Source organism: Subtercola boreus (assembly GCF_003399625.1).
GTDB lineage: Bacteria > Actinomycetota > Actinomycetes > Actinomycetales > Microbacteriaceae > Subtercola > Subtercola boreus_C.
This window is the reverse complement of record NZ_NBXA01000021.1, coordinates 252950-272122: the sequence shown is the minus strand read 5'-3', so window position 1 is coordinate 272122 and position 19173 is coordinate 252950. Positions and strand designations below refer to the sequence as shown.

Annotated in this window: 18 protein-coding genes and 3 tRNA genes; 10 read left to right on the top strand and 11 right to left on the bottom strand. The window is 66.7% G+C overall.

Annotation, left to right across the window (positions count from 1 at the left end):
• Window positions 1–941, top strand: a 941-nt coding sequence (locus tag B7R21_RS10825) for an HNH endonuclease signature motif containing protein (RefSeq protein WP_147305870.1), incomplete at its 5' end; no start/stop codon positions are given.
• A gap of 11 nt (window positions 942–952) precedes the next feature.
• Here the strand turns inward: B7R21_RS10825 and B7R21_RS10820 are convergent.
• A tRNA-Asn gene (locus B7R21_RS10820) sits at window positions 953–1025 on the bottom strand.
• Window positions 1026–1191: 166 nt separating this feature from the next.
• Window positions 1192–1764: a peptide deformylase gene (gene def, locus B7R21_RS10815; RefSeq protein ID WP_116283260.1), complete on the bottom strand. Its 573-nt coding sequence runs from the start codon at window positions 1762–1764 to the stop codon at window positions 1192–1194.
• 43 nt (window positions 1765–1807) lie between these two features.
• On the opposite strand from def, the gene B7R21_RS10810 reads away from it, so the two are divergent.
• Together B7R21_RS10810 and B7R21_RS10805 are read left to right on the top strand one after the other, a co-directional pair.
• On the top strand, window positions 1808–2755 hold the full coding sequence (locus B7R21_RS10810) for a DMT family transporter (protein ID WP_253259751.1): 948 nt from the start codon (window positions 1808–1810) through the stop codon (window positions 2753–2755).
• 72 nt (window positions 2756–2827) lie between these two features.
• A complete protein-coding gene (locus tag B7R21_RS10805) occupies window positions 2828–4141 on the top strand; it encodes a glycosyltransferase (protein WP_253259750.1) in 1314 nt (437 codons plus the stop codon).
• A 36-nt stretch (window positions 4142–4177) separates the two neighbouring features.
• Here the strand turns inward: B7R21_RS10805 and B7R21_RS10800 are convergent.
• Window positions 4178–4251, bottom strand: a tRNA-Ile gene (locus B7R21_RS10800).
• A 265-nt stretch (window positions 4252–4516) separates the two neighbouring features.
• Between B7R21_RS10800 and B7R21_RS10795 the strand changes: the two genes are divergently transcribed.
• Window positions 4517–5467, top strand: coding sequence for an alpha/beta fold hydrolase (locus tag B7R21_RS10795; RefSeq protein ID WP_172592130.1), 951 nt, complete (start codon window positions 4517–4519; stop codon window positions 5465–5467).
• Between the two features lie 7 nt (window positions 5468–5474).
• On the opposite strand, the gene B7R21_RS10790 is transcribed toward B7R21_RS10795, so the two are convergent.
• A complete protein-coding gene (locus B7R21_RS10790; protein WP_172592129.1) occupies window positions 5475–6044 on the bottom strand; it encodes a PadR family transcriptional regulator in 570 nt (189 codons plus the stop codon).
• A gap of 240 nt (window positions 6045–6284) precedes the next feature.
• Here B7R21_RS10790 and B7R21_RS10785 point away from each other — a divergent pair, with 240 nt between their 5' ends.
• Window positions 6285–6788: a DUF3145 domain-containing protein gene (locus B7R21_RS10785; RefSeq protein ID WP_116283278.1), complete on the top strand. Its 504-nt coding sequence runs from the start codon at window positions 6285–6287 to the stop codon at window positions 6786–6788.
• 5 nt (window positions 6789–6793) lie between these two features.
• On the opposite strand, the gene B7R21_RS10780 is transcribed toward B7R21_RS10785, so the two are convergent.
• From B7R21_RS10780 to aceE, 6 genes are all read right to left on the bottom strand, one after another.
• Complete coding sequence (locus tag B7R21_RS10780; RefSeq protein WP_116283256.1) at window positions 6794–8029, bottom strand: beta-ketoacyl-[acyl-carrier-protein] synthase family protein; 1236 nt, start codon at window positions 8027–8029, stop codon at window positions 6794–6796.
• A 93-nt stretch (window positions 8030–8122) separates the two neighbouring features.
• Window positions 8123–8371, bottom strand: a complete 249-nt coding sequence (locus B7R21_RS10775; RefSeq protein ID WP_116283255.1) for an acyl carrier protein — start codon at window positions 8369–8371, stop codon at window positions 8123–8125.
• 82 nt (window positions 8372–8453) lie between these two features.
• Window positions 8454–9479 carry a beta-ketoacyl-ACP synthase III gene (locus B7R21_RS10770; RefSeq protein ID WP_116283254.1) on the bottom strand — a complete coding sequence of 342 codons (1026 nt, stop codon included), beginning with the start codon at window positions 9477–9479 and terminating at the stop codon, window positions 8454–8456.
• Entirely contained in the window at window positions 9476–10417 is a 942-nt protein-coding gene (locus tag B7R21_RS10765; protein ID WP_116283253.1) for an ACP S-malonyltransferase, read from the bottom strand. The genes B7R21_RS10770 and B7R21_RS10765 overlap by 4 nt, the downstream gene beginning before the upstream one ends.
• 94 nt (window positions 10418–10511) lie before the next feature.
• Window positions 10512–11717 (bottom strand): PucR family transcriptional regulator, encoded by a 1206-nt coding sequence (locus B7R21_RS10760; RefSeq protein ID WP_116283252.1) that lies wholly within the window; start codon window positions 11715–11717, stop codon window positions 10512–10514.
• 33 nt (window positions 11718–11750) lie between these two features.
• A complete protein-coding gene (gene aceE / locus B7R21_RS10755; protein ID WP_116283277.1) occupies window positions 11751–14480 on the bottom strand; it encodes a pyruvate dehydrogenase (acetyl-transferring), homodimeric type in 2730 nt (909 codons plus the stop codon).
• A 197-nt stretch (window positions 14481–14677) separates the two neighbouring features.
• Between aceE and B7R21_RS10750 the strand changes: the two genes are divergently transcribed.
• Together B7R21_RS10750 and B7R21_RS10745 are read left to right on the top strand one after the other, a co-directional pair.
• Window positions 14678–15151 (top strand): peroxiredoxin, encoded by a 474-nt coding sequence (locus tag B7R21_RS10750; protein ID WP_116283251.1) that lies wholly within the window; start codon window positions 14678–14680, stop codon window positions 15149–15151.
• 51 nt (window positions 15152–15202) lie between these two features.
• Window positions 15203–15275 (top strand) — tRNA-Val (locus B7R21_RS10745).
• On the opposite strand, the gene B7R21_RS20975 is transcribed toward B7R21_RS10745, so the two are convergent.
• Window positions 15235–15684 carry a DUF418 domain-containing protein gene (locus B7R21_RS20975; RefSeq protein ID WP_367379401.1) on the bottom strand — a complete coding sequence of 150 codons (450 nt, stop codon included), beginning with the start codon at window positions 15682–15684 and terminating at the stop codon, window positions 15235–15237. The genes B7R21_RS10745 and B7R21_RS20975 overlap by 41 nt on opposite strands.
• Window positions 15685–16396: 712 nt before the next feature.
• Between B7R21_RS20975 and B7R21_RS10735 the strand changes: the two genes are divergently transcribed.
• From B7R21_RS10735 to B7R21_RS10725, 3 genes are read left to right on the top strand one after another with little or no spacing between them, the layout of a single operon-like run.
• A complete protein-coding gene (locus tag B7R21_RS10735) occupies window positions 16397–17572 on the top strand; it encodes a class I SAM-dependent methyltransferase (protein WP_116283250.1) in 1176 nt (391 codons plus the stop codon).
• A 37-nt stretch (window positions 17573–17609) separates the two neighbouring features.
• A complete protein-coding gene (locus tag B7R21_RS10730; protein WP_116283249.1) occupies window positions 17610–18257 on the top strand; it encodes a SatD family protein in 648 nt (215 codons plus the stop codon).
• Complete coding sequence (locus B7R21_RS10725; protein WP_116283248.1) at window positions 18251–19117, top strand: hypothetical protein; 867 nt, start codon at window positions 18251–18253, stop codon at window positions 19115–19117. The genes B7R21_RS10730 and B7R21_RS10725 overlap by 7 nt, the downstream gene beginning before the upstream one ends.
• The last annotated feature ends 56 nt before the right edge of the window (window positions 19118–19173 follow it).

The window sequence follows — 19173 nt, the reverse complement described above, 5'->3', positions numbered from 1 at the left end:
GGTTTGGGTATTCGGTTCGGGAGGTCGATGATCTTGCGATTCGGTACCGGGAGCACCTCGACCCTGACGGTACGGAACCCCGGGACGCGGACCTGTTCGAACGCCGCTTCCTGACGTTGACGCCGCATTGTTCGGGGATGACCCGTGTCACGGGGATGCTGACAGGCTCGATGGCCGGGGTCATCGGCGCCGCCCTGGAACCGTTCACCTCCCCCCGGATCGTGTCCTTCCAACCCGACGCCCCGGAGCCGCTTGCTTCGGATACGTCCGATGGCAGCGCACAGGCTGACGCGACTACCGCGGATGTGCGGAGTGCGGGTCAGAAGCGCGCCGACGGCCTGGTGCAGCTGATCGAGCTGGGGGCGAAGGACCCAGCCGTGCCACGGCTGAATGGTGCGGCTCCGACCGTGAACCTGCACGCCACCCTCGAGGATGTGACCTCGGGGCGGGGTGTGGGGTGGATCGATGGGCTCACGGAACCCGTCCCGTACAGCACCGTTGAGACGCTCCTGTGTCATGGGGACGTCATCACGACCCTGTTCGGTGAGCACGGGCAGGTCCTCCAGCACGGCAAGACCCGGCGCCTGTTCACCACCGCACAGAACCGGGCATTGGCCGCACGCGACGGCGGGTGTGTCTGGCCAGGCTGCAACGCACCACCGTCTTGGTGCGAGTCGCATCATGTCGACGGGTGGCTATCCCCAGCGCATCCGGGCGGGCTGACGGACCTCGACAACGGGGCTCTGCTCTGCCACTTCCACCACTCGAACGTGCACAAAACACGCTGGAAACTGACCATCCGAAATGGCACCCCCCACGTCATCCCACCCGCAACACTCGACTGGAACCAGACACCCAGACCCTGCCAACAGAACAGGGCCAGACAAGAGAGAGCCAGGCAAGACAGGGCACAAAAAAGGCCACCCGGGGTGGAGCCCTGAGTGGCCTTTCGCTCCCCGACTTGGACTCGAACCAAGAACCTGCCGGTTAACAGCCGGCTGCTCTGCCAATTGAGCTATCGAGGAATGCTGAAACAGCTTAGTCACGTTATCACGAAACCGTTGGAGTGCTTTTCAGATGGAATCAACCGAAGCGCACTGCCGAAACGCAGCAGGGAAAAGCATACCGCACTGGTGGCGAGACGACGATTCGAGGCCGACGCCAGGAGGGGAGAAGCGCGAGTGCGGCCGCTCAGGCTCCGCCGTCGAATGTGTCGACCCCGGGCATCCACTGCTGTCCGGGGCTTCCCCAGCTGCGTTTGCGCGCGATTTTCGAAGCCGCCTTGGCATACGAGAACTCCAGCCGGTCGACATACAGATATCCGTCGAGGTGGTCGTATTCGTGCTGGAAGATGCGCGCGAGCCAACCAGTGGCACTGACTTCGAAGGGTTCGCCGTCGACGGTGTAGGCCCGCAGGAGCGCATCGGTCGACCTCACCAGAGGGAACCGCTCGCCGGGAAACGAGAGGCAACCCTCCGCGTCGAGGTCTTCGTGCGCCTCCTCCACGGGCGGGGGACTGATCAGCAGCACCGGGTTCACCGCAGCACCCGAATGCAGCACGTCGTCGGTGTCCGTGTACTCGTAGACGAACAGGCGGAGCGCCACACCGACCTGCGGTGCTGCCAAACCGACACCAGGCGCGGCGTGCATGGTCTCGACCATGTCTGCGACGAGGCGATGAAGCTCGTCATCGAACGCTGTGACGGGCAGGGCGGGGGAGTGGAGTACGGGATCGCCGAAGATCCGAATGGGAAGAACAGCCATGTCGCCAAGCCTATCCGCGCAGAAACCGCGATACTGTCGAACGGTGCCTCCCGAACTCGAAGCTGTGACCGAGCTCGCCCCGAACCTCTTCCAGTCCGTGGGGATCCCCATCGCCCTGATCGGCGCTGTCTTCCTCTCGTTCGGTGCGCAGTTCCAGCACAGGGGGGTCGCGAAGGTCGAGGCCGCCAGCCGCGAGGTCAGCGGTGGCCTGGATGTGCGCCAGCTCCTGGCGCTCCTCGGTCGTCCGTCCTGGGTACTCGGCACTCTCATGCTGGGCCTCGCAATCGTGTTCCAGCTCACGAGCCTGAACTTCGCGCCGATCATCGTGGTGCAGCCGCTCGGCGCGGTGGCTCTTGTCATCACCTCGGTCCTGAACGCCCGAATCAGCCGCACGAAGCTCAACCGGGCATCCGTTGTCTCCATCGTCATGTGCGTCGGCGGGGTCGCGATCTTCGTGCTCATCGCTGCCTTCACCGCCGTCGACAAGCCGATCGACGACGCGCAGCTGGTGACGATCGTCATCATCCTGGCTGTTGTGCTCGCGGCCTTCATCACCCTGTTCGTTCTGTTCAGGGAGCGGATGCGCGCCGTCTCGTACATCCTCGGCGCCGGCGTGCTCTACGGGTTCGTCGCCACGCTCGCGAAGGTCGTCATCAGCCGGCTCCAGCAGGGCGACTTCGAGTGGCTGACGTTCGTCTGTCTGGTGGGGCTGCTGGCATCCGCAGCCTTCGGCGGGTATTTCGTACAGACGGCCTACGCCTCCGGCCCGCCCGACCTCGTCATCGCCGGACTGACCGTGATCGACCCGCTGGTGGCCGTCGGTATCGGCATCATCGTGCTCGGAGAAGCATCCCTCGCTCCGCCCCTGGCCCTGGTCGGCTTCGTGCTGTCCGGCGTCCTCGCAATCGTCGGAGTGTTCGGCCTTGCGCGGTACCACCCCCAAACCGGTGTGAAGTCCGTCACGAATCACTCCACACAGTCCGTTCACTAGGGTAGATTCACCCCCACAGCGAAACAATCCTCGGATGCTCGACCTCCTCGTCCCGAATCAGAAAGTTCTCACTTGTCAGTTTCTTCCGGCACAAACCCTGCTTCAGCAGACGCAGCCCCCGCGAAGCCCTTGAAAGTCATCATCGGTGCCGACACTTTCTCGCCGAACGTGAACGGCAGTGCGCGATTCTCGCAGCGTCTGGCATCCGGATTGGCTGCACGCGGGCACGAGGTTCATGTCGTCGCGCCCTCGGCCTCCCGCAAGCACGGCACCTGGACCGAGTCCTACGACGGCCAGAACATCACGGTGCATCGCCTCCGGAGCTTCCGCTGGTACCCGCATGACTGGCTGCGCTTTGCCGAACCGTGGTTCATCAACAAGAACAGCGACCGCATCCTGGCCGAGGTCGACCCTGACGTCGTGCACTTCCAGTCGCACATCATCGTCGGCCGCGGCCTGTCGATTGCTGCGCGCAAGCGCGGCAACGTGCGCGTGATCGGCACGAATCACTTCATGCCCGAGAACCTGCTCGAGTTCACCCTGCTGCCGAAGTCGTGGCAGGAGAAGGCCGTCGGCATGGCCTGGAAGGCTGCCAAGCGCACTTTCGGCCGCGCCGACGTCGTGACCACGCCGACCCAGAAGGCCGCGGAATTCCTTGAGAAGTCGACGGGGCTCGACGGAGTGCTCGCGATCTCCTGCGGCATCGACGCCGACAACTACACCCCGAGTTTCGAGCGTCGCACGGCCAACCGGATCCTGTTCGTGGGCCGCGTCACGGGCGAGAAGCAGATCGATGTGCTCATCAAGGCTGTCAGCCTGGTGCCCTCCGATCTCGACGTTCAGCTCGACATCGTGGGTGGCGGCGACCTGCTGAAGCACCTCGAGAACGTGTCGAAGACCCTGGGGGTGGGCGACCGGGTGCACTTCAGCGGCTACGTGACCGAAGACGAACTGCGCGAGGCGTACACGAATGCCACCATCTTCGGCATGCCGTCGATCGCCGAACTTCAGAGCATCGCGACCATGGAGGCGATGGCCTCGGGCCTGCCCGTCGTCGCCGCCAATGCGATGGCGCTCCCGCACCTGGTGAAGGACGGCGTGAACGGCTACCTCTTCGCGCCCGGCGACGCCCAGCAGATGGCAGACCGGATCGAATCGCTCCTCCGCCTGCCGCAGGACGAACTCGACGCCTTCAAGAACGCCTCTCTGAAGCTCATCGAGAAGCACGACCTGGTACGCACGATCGTGACGTTCGAGCGCCTCTACCGCGGCGAGAGCACAGTGGATGTTGCGGCCATCGACGAGATCATGGCGGCCGAGTCGCTCAACACATCGTCGATCCGTATCGTCGATGTGACGCCCGAGCAGTCCGACGCAGCGCACTGAGCGACGGCTCCCCCTGCCATGTCGGCAGTGTGAAAGTAGGGCGTGCGGGACTTGAACCCGCGACCGACGGATTATGAGTCCGCTGCTCTAACCAGCTGAGCTAACGCCCCGTGCGCGGAGGGCCATGGCTCTCGTTGCTCCTTCACGATACAGCGTCCGGAGCGGATGCCGGTGCAGCGCCGCCTCACGGGGCCTGTGGTGACGGCTGAGACTTCGGCAATAGCATTCTGAATTCCTTTGTTGACGCGGCTGCGGTGTGCCGTTATCGTTTTCACGGCCCGCTTTCCATGGGTCTTAGGGGACAGCATCACCGGGCGCGCACCTTCGGGCGGCGTGCCTCAGAATTGGGATAGACGCATGCCAGCACCTTCATCGGTGGACACATCTTCCTCGCAACCGGTCGACAGACACCTCACCAAGGACATTGCGGTTCGGGGCGGCGTCATGCGCGTGGGGGAGTGGTCTCCGGCGTCCCTGCAGACGGCGGGTTCCGCGTCGGCGCCCGTCGTGCTGGCGCTCCACTCGCTCGCCGGAGCGCATCTCTCCTGGGCATGGCTGGCCGATCAGCTTCCGGAAGCCCGGATCGTGGCCCCCGACCTCCGCGGTCGTGGCCTGAGCGCCGATCTCCCGGGCCCGTACGGCATCGATGCACACATCGACGACGTGCTGTGCGTCGCGGATGCCCTGCAGCTGTCGGAGGTCACGCTCATCGGTCACTCCCTCGGTGCCTTCGTGGCTCTGGGTGTCGCCGCGGCCCGACCGGGGATGATCGTGCAGGTCGTGCTCGTCGACGGCGGGCTCCCGCTCACGGTACCGCTCTCCCTGCATACTGACGATCTGGTCGAGCTGGTCTGCGGACGGCCGAAGTCCCGGGTCGACTTCGCCTTCAGCAGTCGTGCCTCCCACCGGCGCTTCTGGCAACTGCACCCTGCTCTCGCGAAGGTCTGGTCACCCCGTTCCGAGGAGTACGCCGACTATCTCGTCGATGAGGTGATCGCGAAGGACGCGAGCATCGAGTTCCGGCCGATCGCGTGCTCCGAGGCGATCGACGTGGATACCCGCGAACTCAGCGGCACCGTGACCATTCGTCGGCGGCTGAAGGAGGCACCCGGCCCTCTTCTCCTTCTGACGGCAGCGCGCGATCTCTCGAACCACGTGCCCGGCATCTACGCACCCCGGGAAGTCGAACTGACGACCGCCGACGTGTCGCACCTTCTCATTCGCGAGGTGAGGGAGGTCAACCACTACACGATCGTCGAGAGTGTTCGCGGAGCTTCAGCGATCGCCCGGTTCGTGCGGGAGGGTCTGCAGGCGAAACGGATCTGAACGAGCGTCAGCTCGGCTGGTGAGGTCGTCGTCCTCGCCGTGGCCGTTCGCTCGAGAGCGGGTGCGGTTGGATGTCTCCCCTGTCGATCGAGGCGCACAGGTCGTCGAGCCAGCTCAACGCCGCCGATGAGAGCAGCTGGTCGGCCTTCCCGGCTACCCGCGCGACTCCGTCGCCTCCGGAGCCCGTACCGAGCTCAGAGCCTCGCTGCAAAGCGCCCCAGGCTGCGGTGTAGTCGACGATCAACGGCCCCGGATCGACGCCCGGGAGTGTGGCGACGAGAAGAATGTGCTCAACCATCTCGGCCCAGTCGGGCTTTCCGGGCCCGCAGGTGGCGATCCACTGGCGAGCCTCTGCGAGGCCAGCCGGGGAGAGCGAGTAGCGCGGAAGCTGGGCCTCGTCATCCCGTGCCACCGGGTGGACGAGCCCGGCGTCCGTCAGGCGGTTCAGGGTCGAATAGATCTGGCCGACGTTGATTCTCTGTGCGCGGGCCGTGCGCATTTCGAGCTCCGTGTGGAGCTGGAGTCCGTACGCTGGCCCGAGTGTCAGGATTGCGAGGATGCCGGACCGCACAGACACGGAGAACTCCCCTTCATCGCTGACGGCCGGCCACAGGTGCGCCCGTCTAATTATCTACCGAGTATACGATCGGCGAATCACAGCCTTGTGATTCGCCCGGCCAGTCGTGCATACTGGGACGAGTGCACGGCCGGGAGGTCGAGCCACAACTGAACACGCAGGTCACCGTTCAGGGTCTCTTGGCCCGAGCATCCATTCACAGGTCGTTGGGGAAGACGTACCTCACGAATGGAGATGAAGATGGTGGCATCAGTCGCACGCGGAGTGATTTACGTTCACTCCGCTCCCCGCGCGCTCTGCCCTCACGTCGAGTGGGCCGCAGGTCGCGCCATTGGTCGTGCCGTGAACTTCGAGTGGATCGAGCAGCCCGTGCTTCGCGGTTCGCAGCGTTCGGAGTTCTACTGGGAGGGTGCCGCAGGCACCGGCGCCGCCATAGCGTCGGCCCTCCGCGGCTGGGAACACCTCCGCTACGAAGTCACCGAGGATCCCGCTCCCGGTCGCGACGGCGGGCGTTGGATGCACACGCCCGACCTCGGCATCTACTTCGCCCAGACCGACAGCGCCGGTAACACGGTCATCCCTGAAGACCGCGTGCGTGCGGCGATGGAGACGGCCGGCACCAATGCGCTCGAACTGCACCGCGAGCTGCGACTGGCCCTCGGCCAGGCCTGGGACGACGAACTGGAGCCGTTCCGTTACGCGAGCGATTTCGCCCCGGTGGTCTGGTTGCACTCAGTCGGCTAGCGGCGCTAGAGCGTCTTGAAGGCCGCCACAGCGTTGTGGCCGCCGAAGCCGAACGAGTTGCTGATTGCCAGCAGGTCTCCCTCGGGCAGGGCACGGGGCTCTGTCACGACGTCGAGGAGGATCGCCGGATCCTGTTCGGTGAGGTTGATGGTCGGCGGGGCCAGGCGCTCCTGCAGGGCTTTGACGACGAAGATCGCCTCGATCGCTCCCGCGCCGCCCAGCAGGTGGCCCGTCGAGGCCTTGGTCGCCGAGACGGGAATGCCTTCGACCGCTTCGCCGAACACCCGTCGGAGGGCGTTGTACTCGGCGATGTCGCCGACCGGCGTACTCGTCGCGTGGGCATTGATGTGGCCGACGTCGCTGAGCGAGAAGCCCGCATTCTCGACAGCGGCCTTCATGGCGCGCGCCGCGGCCGAACCCTCGGGGTCGGGTGCTGTGATGTGGTATGCGTCGCTGGTGACGGAGCCACCGAGCAGTTCTGCGTAGATCTTCGCTCCGCGGGCGACAGCGTGGTCATAGGTCTCGAGAACGACGGCTGCGGCGCCCTCGCCGAGAACGAATCCGTCACGGGTGACGTCGTACGGGCGGGAGGCGGTGGCCGGGTCATCCATGCGCTTCGAGAGGGCCTGCATGGCGGCGAATGAGGCGATGGGCAGGGGGTGGATGCACGCTTCTGAGCCGCCCGCGATGATCACGTCGGCGAGGCCGGCCTGGAGGTGGTCGTAGGCGTTTGCGATCGACTCGGTGCTCGAAGCGCACGCGGAGACGTCGGTGCGGCTGAACGCGCGCGCTCCGATATCCATGCTGATCGCCGCGGCCGCACCGTTCGCCATGAGCATCGGCACGGTCATCGGCAGCACGCGGCGGGGTCCACGCTCACGCAGGGTGTCCCACGCGTCGAGGAGGGTCCAGAGGCCACCGATTCCGGTCGCCCAGTTCACTCCGAGGCGTTCGGGCTCCACACCGGGCGAACCGGCGTCGGCCCAGGCTTCGCGGGCAGCGGTCAGTGCGAACTGGCTGTTGGGGTCGAGGCGCTTCGTCTCCTGGCGCGAGAGTACGTCGACCGAGGGCACCACGACCTGGGCGGCCATGGTGATCGGAACGTCCCACTTCTGAACCCAGTCCTGTTCGAGCGCACGGTTGCCGGAGACGCCGCCCAGGAGGGCCTGCCAGCTCTCTTCGGCGGTTCCGCCCAGGGGAGTGGTCGCACCGATTCCCGTGACAACGATTCTTTTGCTCATGCGAGGAACTTTCTGTGGTTCAGGAGATCAGTGGTGCAGGAGACCGGGGGCGCGGACGGCGACCCCGGTCATCCGGAAGCGAACGGGAAGCGGTTACGCCTGTGCGTTCGTGATGAAGGTGACGGCGTCGCCGACGGTCTTCAGGTTCTTGACCTCTTCGTCGGGGATCTTGACGTCGAACTTCTCTTCGGCGTTGACCACGATGGTCATCATCGAGATGGAGTCGATGTCGAGGTCGTCGGTGAACGACTTGTCGAGCTCCACCGTGTCAGCCGCGATTCCGGTTTCGTCGTTGATGAGCTCGGCGAGGCCGGCGAGAACTTCTTCGGTGGACAATGCCATTGTTTTTTCTCCTTGGGTGGTGCCCCTGGAAGGCGGGGATGCTCTCTCCAGTGAGGCGGTGTCGTTTGAGGCGACATTCAGTTTAGGTCAGGCTGGGCGTGTTCCCCGGCAGAACGACCACCTGCGCGCCGAAAACGAGCCCCGCGCCGAAACCGATCTGCAGGGCCAGCCCGCCGGCGGCTTCGGGATGCTCGGTGAGCAGGCGGTGCGCAGCAAGGGGGATCGACGCGGCAGAGGTGTTTCCTGTTGTGACGATGTCTCGCGCGATCAGCACGCTCGCGGGCAGCTTCAGCACCTTGGCGAACTCGTCGACGATTCTCATGTTCGCCTGGTGCGGGATGAACGCGGTGAGCTCGTCGGCAGTGATTCCCGCGGCATCCAGTGCCTGCTGCGCAACCTTCGCCATCTCCCACACCGCCCAGCGGAACACGGTCTGGCCGTCCTGGCGCATGGTGGGCCATTCGTTGTCGCCGGCGCGGAAGCCCGTGTACGTGCCGTCCATGCCGACGGCACCCCACTTCGACCCGTCCGAGCCGAGGATCGACTTCGAGATGCCGGGGAAGTCACTCGGCCCGACGACTGCGGCTCCCGCGCCGTCGCCGAGCAGGAAGGAGATGGAGCGGTCGGTGGGGCTGACGAAGTCGGAGAGCTTCTCGGCGCCGATGACCAGCACGTAGTCGGCCACGCCCACGCGCACGAGCGAGTCGGCCTGGGCGATGGCGTACGCATATCCTGCGCAGGCCGCCTCGATGTCATAGGCGGCGGCGGTGCCGGCCCCCACGCGGTGCGCGACGAGCGAGGAGACCGAGGGGGTGACGACGGGATTGCTGACGGTCGCCACGATGACGGCACCGATCTGGTCGGCCCGGATGCCCGACCGCTCGATCGCCTCGAGGCCCGCCTCGACTGCGAGATCCACGGCCGTCACCTCTTTGGGCGCACGGCGACGTTCGACGATGCCGGTGCGCTGCCGGATCCACTCGTCTGAGGAGTCGATCGCCTCGATGAGCTGGTCGTTTCCGACCACCAGGCTGCCGCGTGCGGCACCGAACGAGAGGATGCGGGTGAATTCGTGGCCGGTTGCCTGCTTCAGGCGCGGAGTCGTCATGAGGAGGCCTCCGAGCCGGCCTGGGCCGAGGTGAGGAGTGCAATCGCTGCCGGCAGGTCGTCGGGAGTCTTCACGGCGACAGACGGCACGCCCTTCAGCCCTCGCTTCGCCAGGCCGACGAGGGCCCCGGCGGGAGCGACCTCGATGATGCCGGTGACGCCCGCATCCTGGAACGAGGCCATGGTGCGATCCCAGCGGACGGGCGAGGAGACCTGGCCCACGAGCAGGTCGAGGAATGCGTCACCCGTGTCGACGACGCCGCCGTCCCGGTTGGTCCAGATGGTCAGCGACGGATGGGCCGGGGTGAGCGTGGCCGCAACCTCGGTGAGGCGCTCCACCGCGGGCTGCATGTAGCGGGTGTGGAAGGCGCCTGCGACCTGGAGCGGGATGACCCGGGCACCGCGCGGAGCGAGCGTGGCGAGTTCGGCCAGCCTGTCGAGCGCGCCGGCGACCACGATCTGGCCGCCCCCGTTGAAGTTCGCCGGCTGCAGGTCGAGCGTCTCGAGAACGGTGAGCAGTTCTGCCTCGTCGCCGCCGACGACGGCACTCATGCCGGTGGGAGCCAGTGCTGCCGCCCCTGCCATGGCCGAGCCGCGTTCGCACACGAACGTCATGGCCTCGCTTTCGGTGAGGATGCCCGCAGCCTGGGCGGCCGTGATCTCGCCGACGGAATGGCCGGCAACACCGCCGACAGCCGAGCGGCGGCCGTCGGCCAGGAGCGCCCCCAGAGCGAGAAGACCGGCCGCGACGATGAGGGGCTGGGCGATGCGGGTGTCACGGATGGTGTCGGCGTCGCTCTCGGTGCCGTACGTCAGCAGGTCGAGGCCTGCGAGTTCGGAGAGTGTGCCGAGGTGGTCGGCGAAGGCCGGCTCAGCCACCCAGGGCGCGAGGAAGCCGGGAGTCTGGGAGCCCTGTCCGGGGCAGACGATGACGATCATGGGTTCAGTCTTTCAAGGATGTGGAGCGGAGTGATGTGAGAAAGCGATCAAAGATTCGCGGAAAGGCTGTAGGAAGCCTCTCGCTGAGACGGAATCAGCGCCTCCGGACGGAGGGCTCGGGTTCGTTCATCGACCCGAGAATGAGCGCGGACTGCAGGATGAGGGCCTCCCGGGCACCCGTGGCGTCCCAGCCGATGACCTGCGAGACGCGCTTCAGCCGGTAGCGCACCGTGTTCGGGTGCACGAAGAGTTCGCGGGCGGTGCCTTCCAGAGAGCGCCCGTTGTCGAGATAGCACCAGAGCGTGGTCATCAGCTCCGGGCTCTGGTCCTGGAGGGGCCGGTACACCCGGTTCACCAGGGTCGAGCGCGCGAGAGGATCACCGGCAAGGGCCCGCTCGGGCAGCAGGTCGTCAGCGTAGACGGGGCGGGGGGCGTTCCGCCAGGACTTCGCAACAGCGAATCCGGCCAGAGCCGCCTTGGCACTCCGCGACGCCTCCACGAGGCTCGGAACCTCGTGCCCGAGCACGAGATGGCCCGGGCCGAACCCCGGTTCGAGCGCACGGGCGATGTCCATGAACGAGAGCGTCGGGGCCACCGCGGCGCCCGGGAGGGGCTCGTCAGCCGACCCGACGGCGGGTTGCGAACGACCGATGACCAGCACGAGCCGGCCGCCCTGCACCCCGATCAGCACATCAGCCGAGAGATGCCGGGCGGTGCGCCGCAATTGGTCGACGTCGAGCATCCGGGGCGTCGTGCCGACCAGCACGCTGACCTCACCGTGCCCGTGCCAGCCGAGCGCGGCGATCCGGCTCGGCAGTTCGTCGTCGTATTCACCCGAGAGGATGGAGTCGACGACAAGGGCTTCGAGCCGGGCATCCCAGAGTCCGCGTGCTTCGGCGGCCCGGGCATAGACGTCGGCCGAAGCGAAGGCGATCTCCCGCGAATAGAGCAGGATCGCCTCACGGAGGGACTGGTCGCCGTTCGCGATGCGTTCCTCCACCACCTCGACGACGACACGGATCAGCTGCAGCGTCTGCTGCAGGCTCACCGAGCGGAGCAGCTCCCGGGGGGCCGAACCGAAGACGTCGGAGGCAATCCACGTGGTCGTGGTGGGGTCGTCGTACCAGGTGATGAACGACTTGATACCAGCCTGCGCAACCAGCCCGACGGCCGAGCGCCTCCCCGGCGGCATGTCGCCATACCAGGGAAGCGTCTCGTCGAGCTTCTTGATCGTCGCCGTCGACAGCTCGCCTGACACCGTGCGGAGCCAGGCGAGCGTCTGTTCTTTCGTGCGGGCCATCGTGAGTCAGCCGTGCGCCTCAGCGTGCGCCGGTCAGCTCTCGCCGCCCGCCGACCCTGACGTTCCGGCCGACACGTCGTGCAGCCGGTACTTGTCGATCGCCCACTGCGGGGCGTTCGGGTCGACCTCGTTACGAGCGGCGAGCTGTTCGAGCACACGCACCACGACCGACGGGCCGTCGATCTTGAAGAACCGGCGGGCGGCGGGGCGCGTGTCGCTGAAGCCGAAGTCGTCGGCCCCGAGCGTCGCGTAGTCGCCGGGCACGAACTGCCGGATCTGGTCGGGGATCGCGTGCATGTAGTCGCTCACCGCCACGAACGGCCCCGCGGCACCCGAGAGCTTGTCGGTCAGATAGGGCACGCGCGGCTGCTCGCTCGGGTTCAGGAAATTGTGCTCCTCAGCCCTGAGGCCGTCGCGGCGGAGCTCGGTCCAGCTCGTGACCGACCAGACGTCTGCGGAGACTCCCCAGTCGTCGGCGAGCAGTTGCTGGGCCTCGAGCGCCCACGGCACACCGACACCCGACGCGAGCACGTTGGCCCGGGGGCCCCCGTCGACCCAGCCGGACTTCAGGTGGTGGATGCCCTTGACGATGCCCTCGACGTCGACGTTCTCCGGCTCGGCCGGCATCACCATCGGCTCGTTATAGAGGGTGATGTAGTACATGACGTTCGGGTCGGTGTGGGTTCCGCCGTACATCCGCTCGAGTCCGGCGCGCACGATGTGGCCGATCTCATAACCGTAGGCGGGGTCGTACGACACCACGGCCGGGTTGGTCGAGGCGAGCAGGTGGCTGTGGCCATCCGCGTGCTGCAGGCCCTCACCGGTGAGCGTGGTGCGACCGGCGGTGGCGCCCATCACGAAGCCCCGTGCCATCTGGTCGCCAGCGGCCCAGAGGGCGTCGCCGGTGCGCTGGAAGCCGAACATCGAGTAGAAGACGTAGACCGGGATGAGCGGCTCACCCTGCGTCGAATACGAGGTGCCAGCCGCGGTGAAGGCCGCCAGGGCGCCCGCCTCGTTGATGCCGACGTGCACGATCTGGCCCTGCGGGCTCTCCTTGTAGGCGAGCAGCAGGTCGCGGTCGACCGACGTGTAGTGCTGGCCGTTCGGGTTGTAGATCTTCGCGCTCGGGAAGAACGCATCCATACCGAAGGTGCGGGCCTCGTCGGGGATGACCGGCACGACGCGGTTGCCGAAGTCCTTCGACCTCGTCATCTCCTTCAGCAGGCGGACGAACGCCATGGTGGTGGCGATCTCCTGCGTTCCGGAGCCCTTCTTCATGATCGCGTAGGCCGAATCCTCGGGCAGTGTGATCGCAGTGTGCTTCGTGCGGCGCTCGGGCAGGTAGCCGCCGAGCGCGCGACGCCGCTCGTGCATGTACTCGATCGCCTCGTCGCCCTCGCCGGGGTTGTAGTACGGCGGGAGGTACGGGTTCTCCTCGAGCTTGGCGTTCGTGATCGGGATGTGCATCTCGTCACGGAACTGCTTGAGGTTGTCGAGCGTCATCTTCTTCATCTGGTGGGTCGCATTGCGGCCCTCGAAGCTCTTGCCGAGGCCGTAGCCCTTGATGGTGTGGGCCAGGATGACCGTGGGCTGGCCCTTGTGCTCACTCGCCGCCTTGAAGGCTGCGTACACCTTGCGGTAGTCGTGGCCGCCGCGCTTCAGGCCCCAGACCTGGTCGTCGCTGTAGTCCTCGATGAGCTTCAGGGCACGCGGGTCGCGGCCGAAGAAGTTGTCGCGCACGTACCCGCCGTCTTCGGTCTTGTATGTCTGGAAGTCGCCATCCGGAGTCGTGTTCATCAGGTTGAGCAGGGCGCCCTCGGTGTCGTTCGCGAGCAGCGAGTCCCATTCGCGGCCCCAGATGACCTTGATGACGTTCCAGCCGGCCCCGCGGAAGAAGCTCTCGAGCTCCTGGATGATCTTGCCGTTGCCGCGCACCGGGCCGTCGAGCCGCTGGAGGTTGCAGTTGATCACGAAGTTCAGGTTGTCGAGGCCCTCGTTGGCTGCCACCTGCAGCTGGCCGCGGCTCTCGACCTCGTCCATCTCGCCGTCTCCGAGGAACGCCCAGACCTGCTGGTCGCTGGCATCCTTGATGCCGCGGTTGGTGAGGTACTTGTTCGACTGGGCCTGGTAGATCGCGTTGATGGGGCCGAGGCCCATCGAGACGGTGGGGAACTGCCAGAACTCGGGCATGAGGCGCGGATGCGGGTAGGAGCTGAGGCCGCCGCCGGCGTGAGACTTCTCCTGGCGGAAACCGTCGAGCCGGTTCTCGTCGAGCCGGCCCTCGAGGAAGGCGCGGGCGTAGGTTCCGGGGGAGGCGTGGCCCTGGATGAAGACCTGGTCGCCACCGCCCGGGTGATCCTGGCCGCGGAAGAAGTGGTTGAAACCGACTTCGTAGAGGCTGGCGCTCGACGCGTAGGTCGAGATGTGGCCGCCGACCGCGATGCCGGGGCGCTGTGCACGGTGCACCAGCATGGCCGCGTTCCAGCGGATCCAGGCACGGTAGCGGCGTTCGATGTCCTCGTTGCCCGGGAACTCCGGTTCGTTCTCGGAGGCGATCGTGTTGATGTAGTCGGTGGTCGGAACCATCGGAACGCCGAGGTGCAACTCCTTGCTGCGCTTCAGCAGGCTGAGCATGATCTCCCTCGCCCGGCCGTGGCCGCGAGCGGCGACCAGAGCGTCAAGGGATTCGGACCATTCGGCGGTTTCATCGGGATCTGCATCGATGTTGGTCACCGAATACGGGTCTTGATCGTTGACAGTCAACGTCAACCTCTCTCTTCTGGGTTGTAGAGATCATTCATGGCTGGGGTCTCCGGTTCACGGAATCCACACCGCCCTCAAGCCTAGTGAATCCGAGTCGGCCGAGACGCCCTCGCGGAGGGGTTGTCTGCTGATTGGAGGAATAGACTGGATGATTGGGTCTGGCGGGCAAATTACCTGCCACCGGAAGGATCGCCGTCATGGCACTCGAAAACGACACATTCGCCCCCGACTTCGAACTCTCGAACCAGTTCGGCGAGAAGGTGCGTCTGAGCCAGTTCCGCGGCATCAAGCCCGTGGTGATCGTCTTCTTCCCGCTCGCCTACTCCGGCGTCTGCACCAGCGAGCTCTGCACGCTGGAGGACAACATCGCGATGTTCCGCGACAACAGCGTCGAACTCCTCGGCATCTCGGTCGACTCGAAGTCGGCCCTCCGCGCATGGAGCGAGGAGAAGGGCTTCGACTTCAACCTCCTGGCCGACTTCTGGCCGCACGGTGAGGTCGCCAAGGAATACGGGGTCTTCCTCGACGGCAAGGGGTTCTCGAACCGGGCGACGTTCGTGATCGACACGCACGGCATCATCCGTGCCAGCTTCATCACGGCGCCGGGCGAGGCGCGTTCCATCGAGGCCTATCGCGCCGCCCTGCAGGAGCTCGAGCCCGCCGGAGTGTAGGCTCTTTGCTGCCTGTAAAATTCTCCGCTGCCTGTAGAATTTTGGCACCAAGCGCCTTTAGCTCAGCTGGTAGAGCGCCACGTTTACACCGTGGATGTCATCGGTTCGATCCCGGTAGGGCGCACTTCGTTTCTTCTTCGGCTGCCGTCGAGCGCCCGCAGTACGCGTTCCAGGGGTCCCTGGCCGAACAGGGGCCGCCAGAGGGTCGCGAAGACCAGGCTCGCGAGCGTGAGCACCAGCCACGCCAGCTGGTTCTTCACCGGCTGGCCGGGGTCGAGCCAGTAGCGGAACGACAGCACCAGCACGTGGCCCGTGTAGATCGTGAGGGGCATCATCCCCACCGAGGCGAGCGGGTACAGGATGCCGCGGACGATCCGGTTCGTGCTGACGAGGCAGAGCCCGCCGACGAGCGCTGCAGCCACTCCGACGGCGGAGATGTGCAGCACCAGCTCGGCGGGGAACGTCTTCGGAGTCACCGCGTACTTCTGCACCAGCTGCCCGGCCACCCCCACGGCGAGGCCGCAGCCGAGCATCCAGAGCTGCGTGCGCCTCTTCGCGATGTCGAGCCGGGCCAGCACATACCCGACGGCGAGGAACGCGATCCAGATGAGGAGCGGATAGCTCCCGTCGACGAACCAGTCGAGGGGCTGGGTGAAGATGCTGCCGGGGATCCTCAGGTGCGGATCCCAGCCCGCGCCCGCGAGGTCGAGGGCGACGCCGATCGGCAGCGCGACGGCGGCGCCGCCCACCAGCCAGCGTGTCGGAATCCTCAGCAGCGGCAGGAAGAACAGAAAGAGCAGCCCCCAGGTGTCGAGCACGATCGACACGCCGCTGTACATGGTCTGGAGGAACAGGCCGAGGGCGATGAGTGCGACTCCGCGCACGGCCACCGTCTGGCGGATGCGGCGGCTGTCGTAGCCGGGCCGTCCCGTGAGGCTCTGCACGAAGAGGGCGAGCGAGAGGCCGCCCACCACGGCGAAGAGGGTGCGCGGCCGTTCACCACCCGCGAGCCCCTGGAGCACCGAGGAGAAGAGGCCGGGGGAGTCCGGCCAGGTGTGGGCCACGAACATACCGAGCACGGCGACGGCACGCGCGACGTCGAGGCCGGTGAGTCGTACGGAGCGATCTGCCATGGTGTGCGTCCCCCCGGGTTGCGTGAGACGACGATACCCCACCGGCCGGAAGGAGGGTCGCGGTCGCGGTGGCGGGCTGGGAGCGTCGGTGGTGTGGGCCAGACTGGGACGCATGTACGAACTGTTCGAGACGCTGCGGCGAAGCCCCGACATCGAAGCACCGAACCTGTTCGCGAGCGATGCGAGCGACCGGCTGGTGCTCGACGAGGCGGCGGGGATGCTCGCCGCGAGCAGCGCCGGCGAGGTGGTCGTCATCGGCGACCGGTACGGGGCGCTCACGCTGGGGGCCGCCGCCGAATTCGGGCTGGCGGGCATCCGCACCCACCAGGACAGGCTGGTGGGGGAGCAGGCGCTGGCCCGCAACGCCGAAGCCGCCGGGTTGGCCGACCGGTATCTTCCGCTTCCCCTGACAGAGGAGCTCCTCTCGGGCGCACGCGTGGTGCTTCTTCAGCTGCCGCGCGGTCTTGCCGAGCTCGACGAGCTCGCCGACGCCATCGCGCGGTACGCCCATCCGGAGGTCGTGGTGTTCGGCGGTGGCCGCATCAAGCACCTCACCCATGCCATGAACGACACCCTCGCGGTGCACTTCTCCGAGGTGCATGCCTCGCTCGCCCGGCAGAAGTCACGGGTGCTCGTCGCTCGCGGCGCGCGTCGGCCGGTGGATGCCCTGCCGTATCCGAAGCGCGAGCACAACGCCGAGCTCGGCCTCACCGTCGCCGCCCACGGAGGTGTGTTCGCCGGCGTGGGTCTCGACATCGGTACGCGGTTCGTGCTGGAGTTCCTCGAGCGGGCTGTCGGCGAGGTGACCGCTGCTCTGCCGACGGAGCGTTCCCTCACCGCCATCGACCTCGGGTGCGGCACGGGAATCATCGCGGCCGTCCTGGCGAGACGCTTCCCGTCGCTCACGGTGATCGCCAGCGACCAGTCCGCGGCGGCGTGCTCCTCCGCCAGCGAGACGATGGCTGCCAACGGGCTCGCCGGGGTGCAGGTGGTGCGTGACGCCGGGCTTGCGCTGCAACCGGATGCGTCGGCAGACCTGATCGTCTGCAATCCGCCCTTCCATGTGGGGAGTTCAGTACACACCGGGGTGGCTCTCGCCCTCTTCCGTGACGCGGGGCGGGTGCTCCGGCCGGGCGGACTGCTGCTCACCGTGTTCAATTCGTCCCTCGCCTACCAGCCCGATCTTCGCCGCCTGGTCGGCCCGACGCGGGTGTGGGGACAGAACACGAAGTTCTCGGTCACCGCCTCCACCCGATCTGCCGTCAGCCGGGCAAGCAATCAGTTCTGAACTTATATCTGGTGATTATCAGTGTTATGCTTATTTCATGAGCGATGCGAAGGTGGCGGTGATCCTGGATCTGGTCGACTCCCGGCAGATCGCCGACCGGGCCGCCGCCCAGAAGCTGCTCGAACGAGCCTTCGCTGTCGTGAATGACGCGGTGGATCATCTGGAGCCGTTCGCCGCGACCGTCGGCGACGAGTTCCAGGCGGTCTACTCCACGCTGGCCGATGCGCTCGAGGCGACACTGCTGGCGAGACTCTCGATGCCGGAGGGGCTCGATGCTCGGGTGGGCATCGGGTGCGGCAAGATCCGCTCCGTCGGTACGGGGATGACCGGCGTGCTCCAGGACGGCTCGGCCTGGTGGGCGGCGCGGAGCGCGATCGACGAGGCGCATCTCCGGGCCGACACCCGTGTGCCGACGCTCCGCAGCTGGTACCAGGGCAAGGGCGAGCCGCTGTTCGCCGACGCCGCCGTCAATGCGTACCTGCTCGGGCGGGACTACATCGTCGGCGGAATGAGCGCCCGCGAGAGGCGACTCGCTCTCGGGAGGTGGCTCGGCAACTCCCAGTCGGTGCTGGCCGAGAAGGAGGGTGTCTCGCAGTCGGCCGTGTCGCAGTCTCTGAGGCGCGCTGGCGTCACGGCTCTCCAAGCAGGAATCGTTGCGCTGCGAGAGGCGGGTGGAGAATGCTGACGGCCGTGCTGCTCGCCGCAATCGGGTCGGCCGACCTGTGGCGGAGCCTGTTCCGGGGCCGACGGGTCGGCCGGATTTCCGCCGGGCTGCTGGCGTCGATCGGCGCGAGCTGGGTGCTGCTCGCCGTGCTGGTCACCACCGGGCTCGGCGTGCCGCTCGGGTGGGTGGCGCTTTGCCTCCTGGCAGCGGGGGGATGGCTCGCGCTCACGACCTCGGACGAACATTCGACGGGGCGTGCCGGTCGCGCGGCGGTCGCCGTGCTCATCGCGCTGGTGGTCATCCTGCTGCTGGCCGACCGGACGGGGCTCACGCTCTCCGGCTACCTGGTCGACGGACAGCGGGATGCGGCAACCGCCGCCCTCCGCGACGCGCCGCTGCCCCAGATCGCGCTGTTCTTCGGCGTGGGGCTGTTCCTCGCCGAGAGTGCGAACATCGTGGTGCGGATCGCCCTGCACCCCCGGAGCCGGGTGTCGGCTGCGACGATGCCGGTCGATGTCGATGCTGGCCTGCACGACGATTCTTCCCACAACGATTCTTCCCACAACGATGCTTCCCAGGACAGTTCTGCCCGCGACGAGGATCTCACCCGCACCGACCTCACCCGCACCGACCTCAAGGGTGGCCGCCTCATCGGGCCGCTCGAGCGACTGCTCATCGTTGCCATCGTGCTGGCCGGTCTTGCCCCCATCGCGGCTGCGCTGGTCGCGGCGAAAGGCATCGTGCGGTTCCCGGAGATCGCCCAGGATGCCCGGGGCGGCGACAGTCTGTCGGGAACCAAGGCCGAGTACTTCCTGGTCGGCAGCCTGGTCAGCTGGGCCACTGCTGCCGGCGCCATCGCACTCCTGGTCGCTGCCCGCTGACCATCAGTCTGCACCTGATATTCGACGAATATAAGCCCCGCTCTTCAGCACCGAAC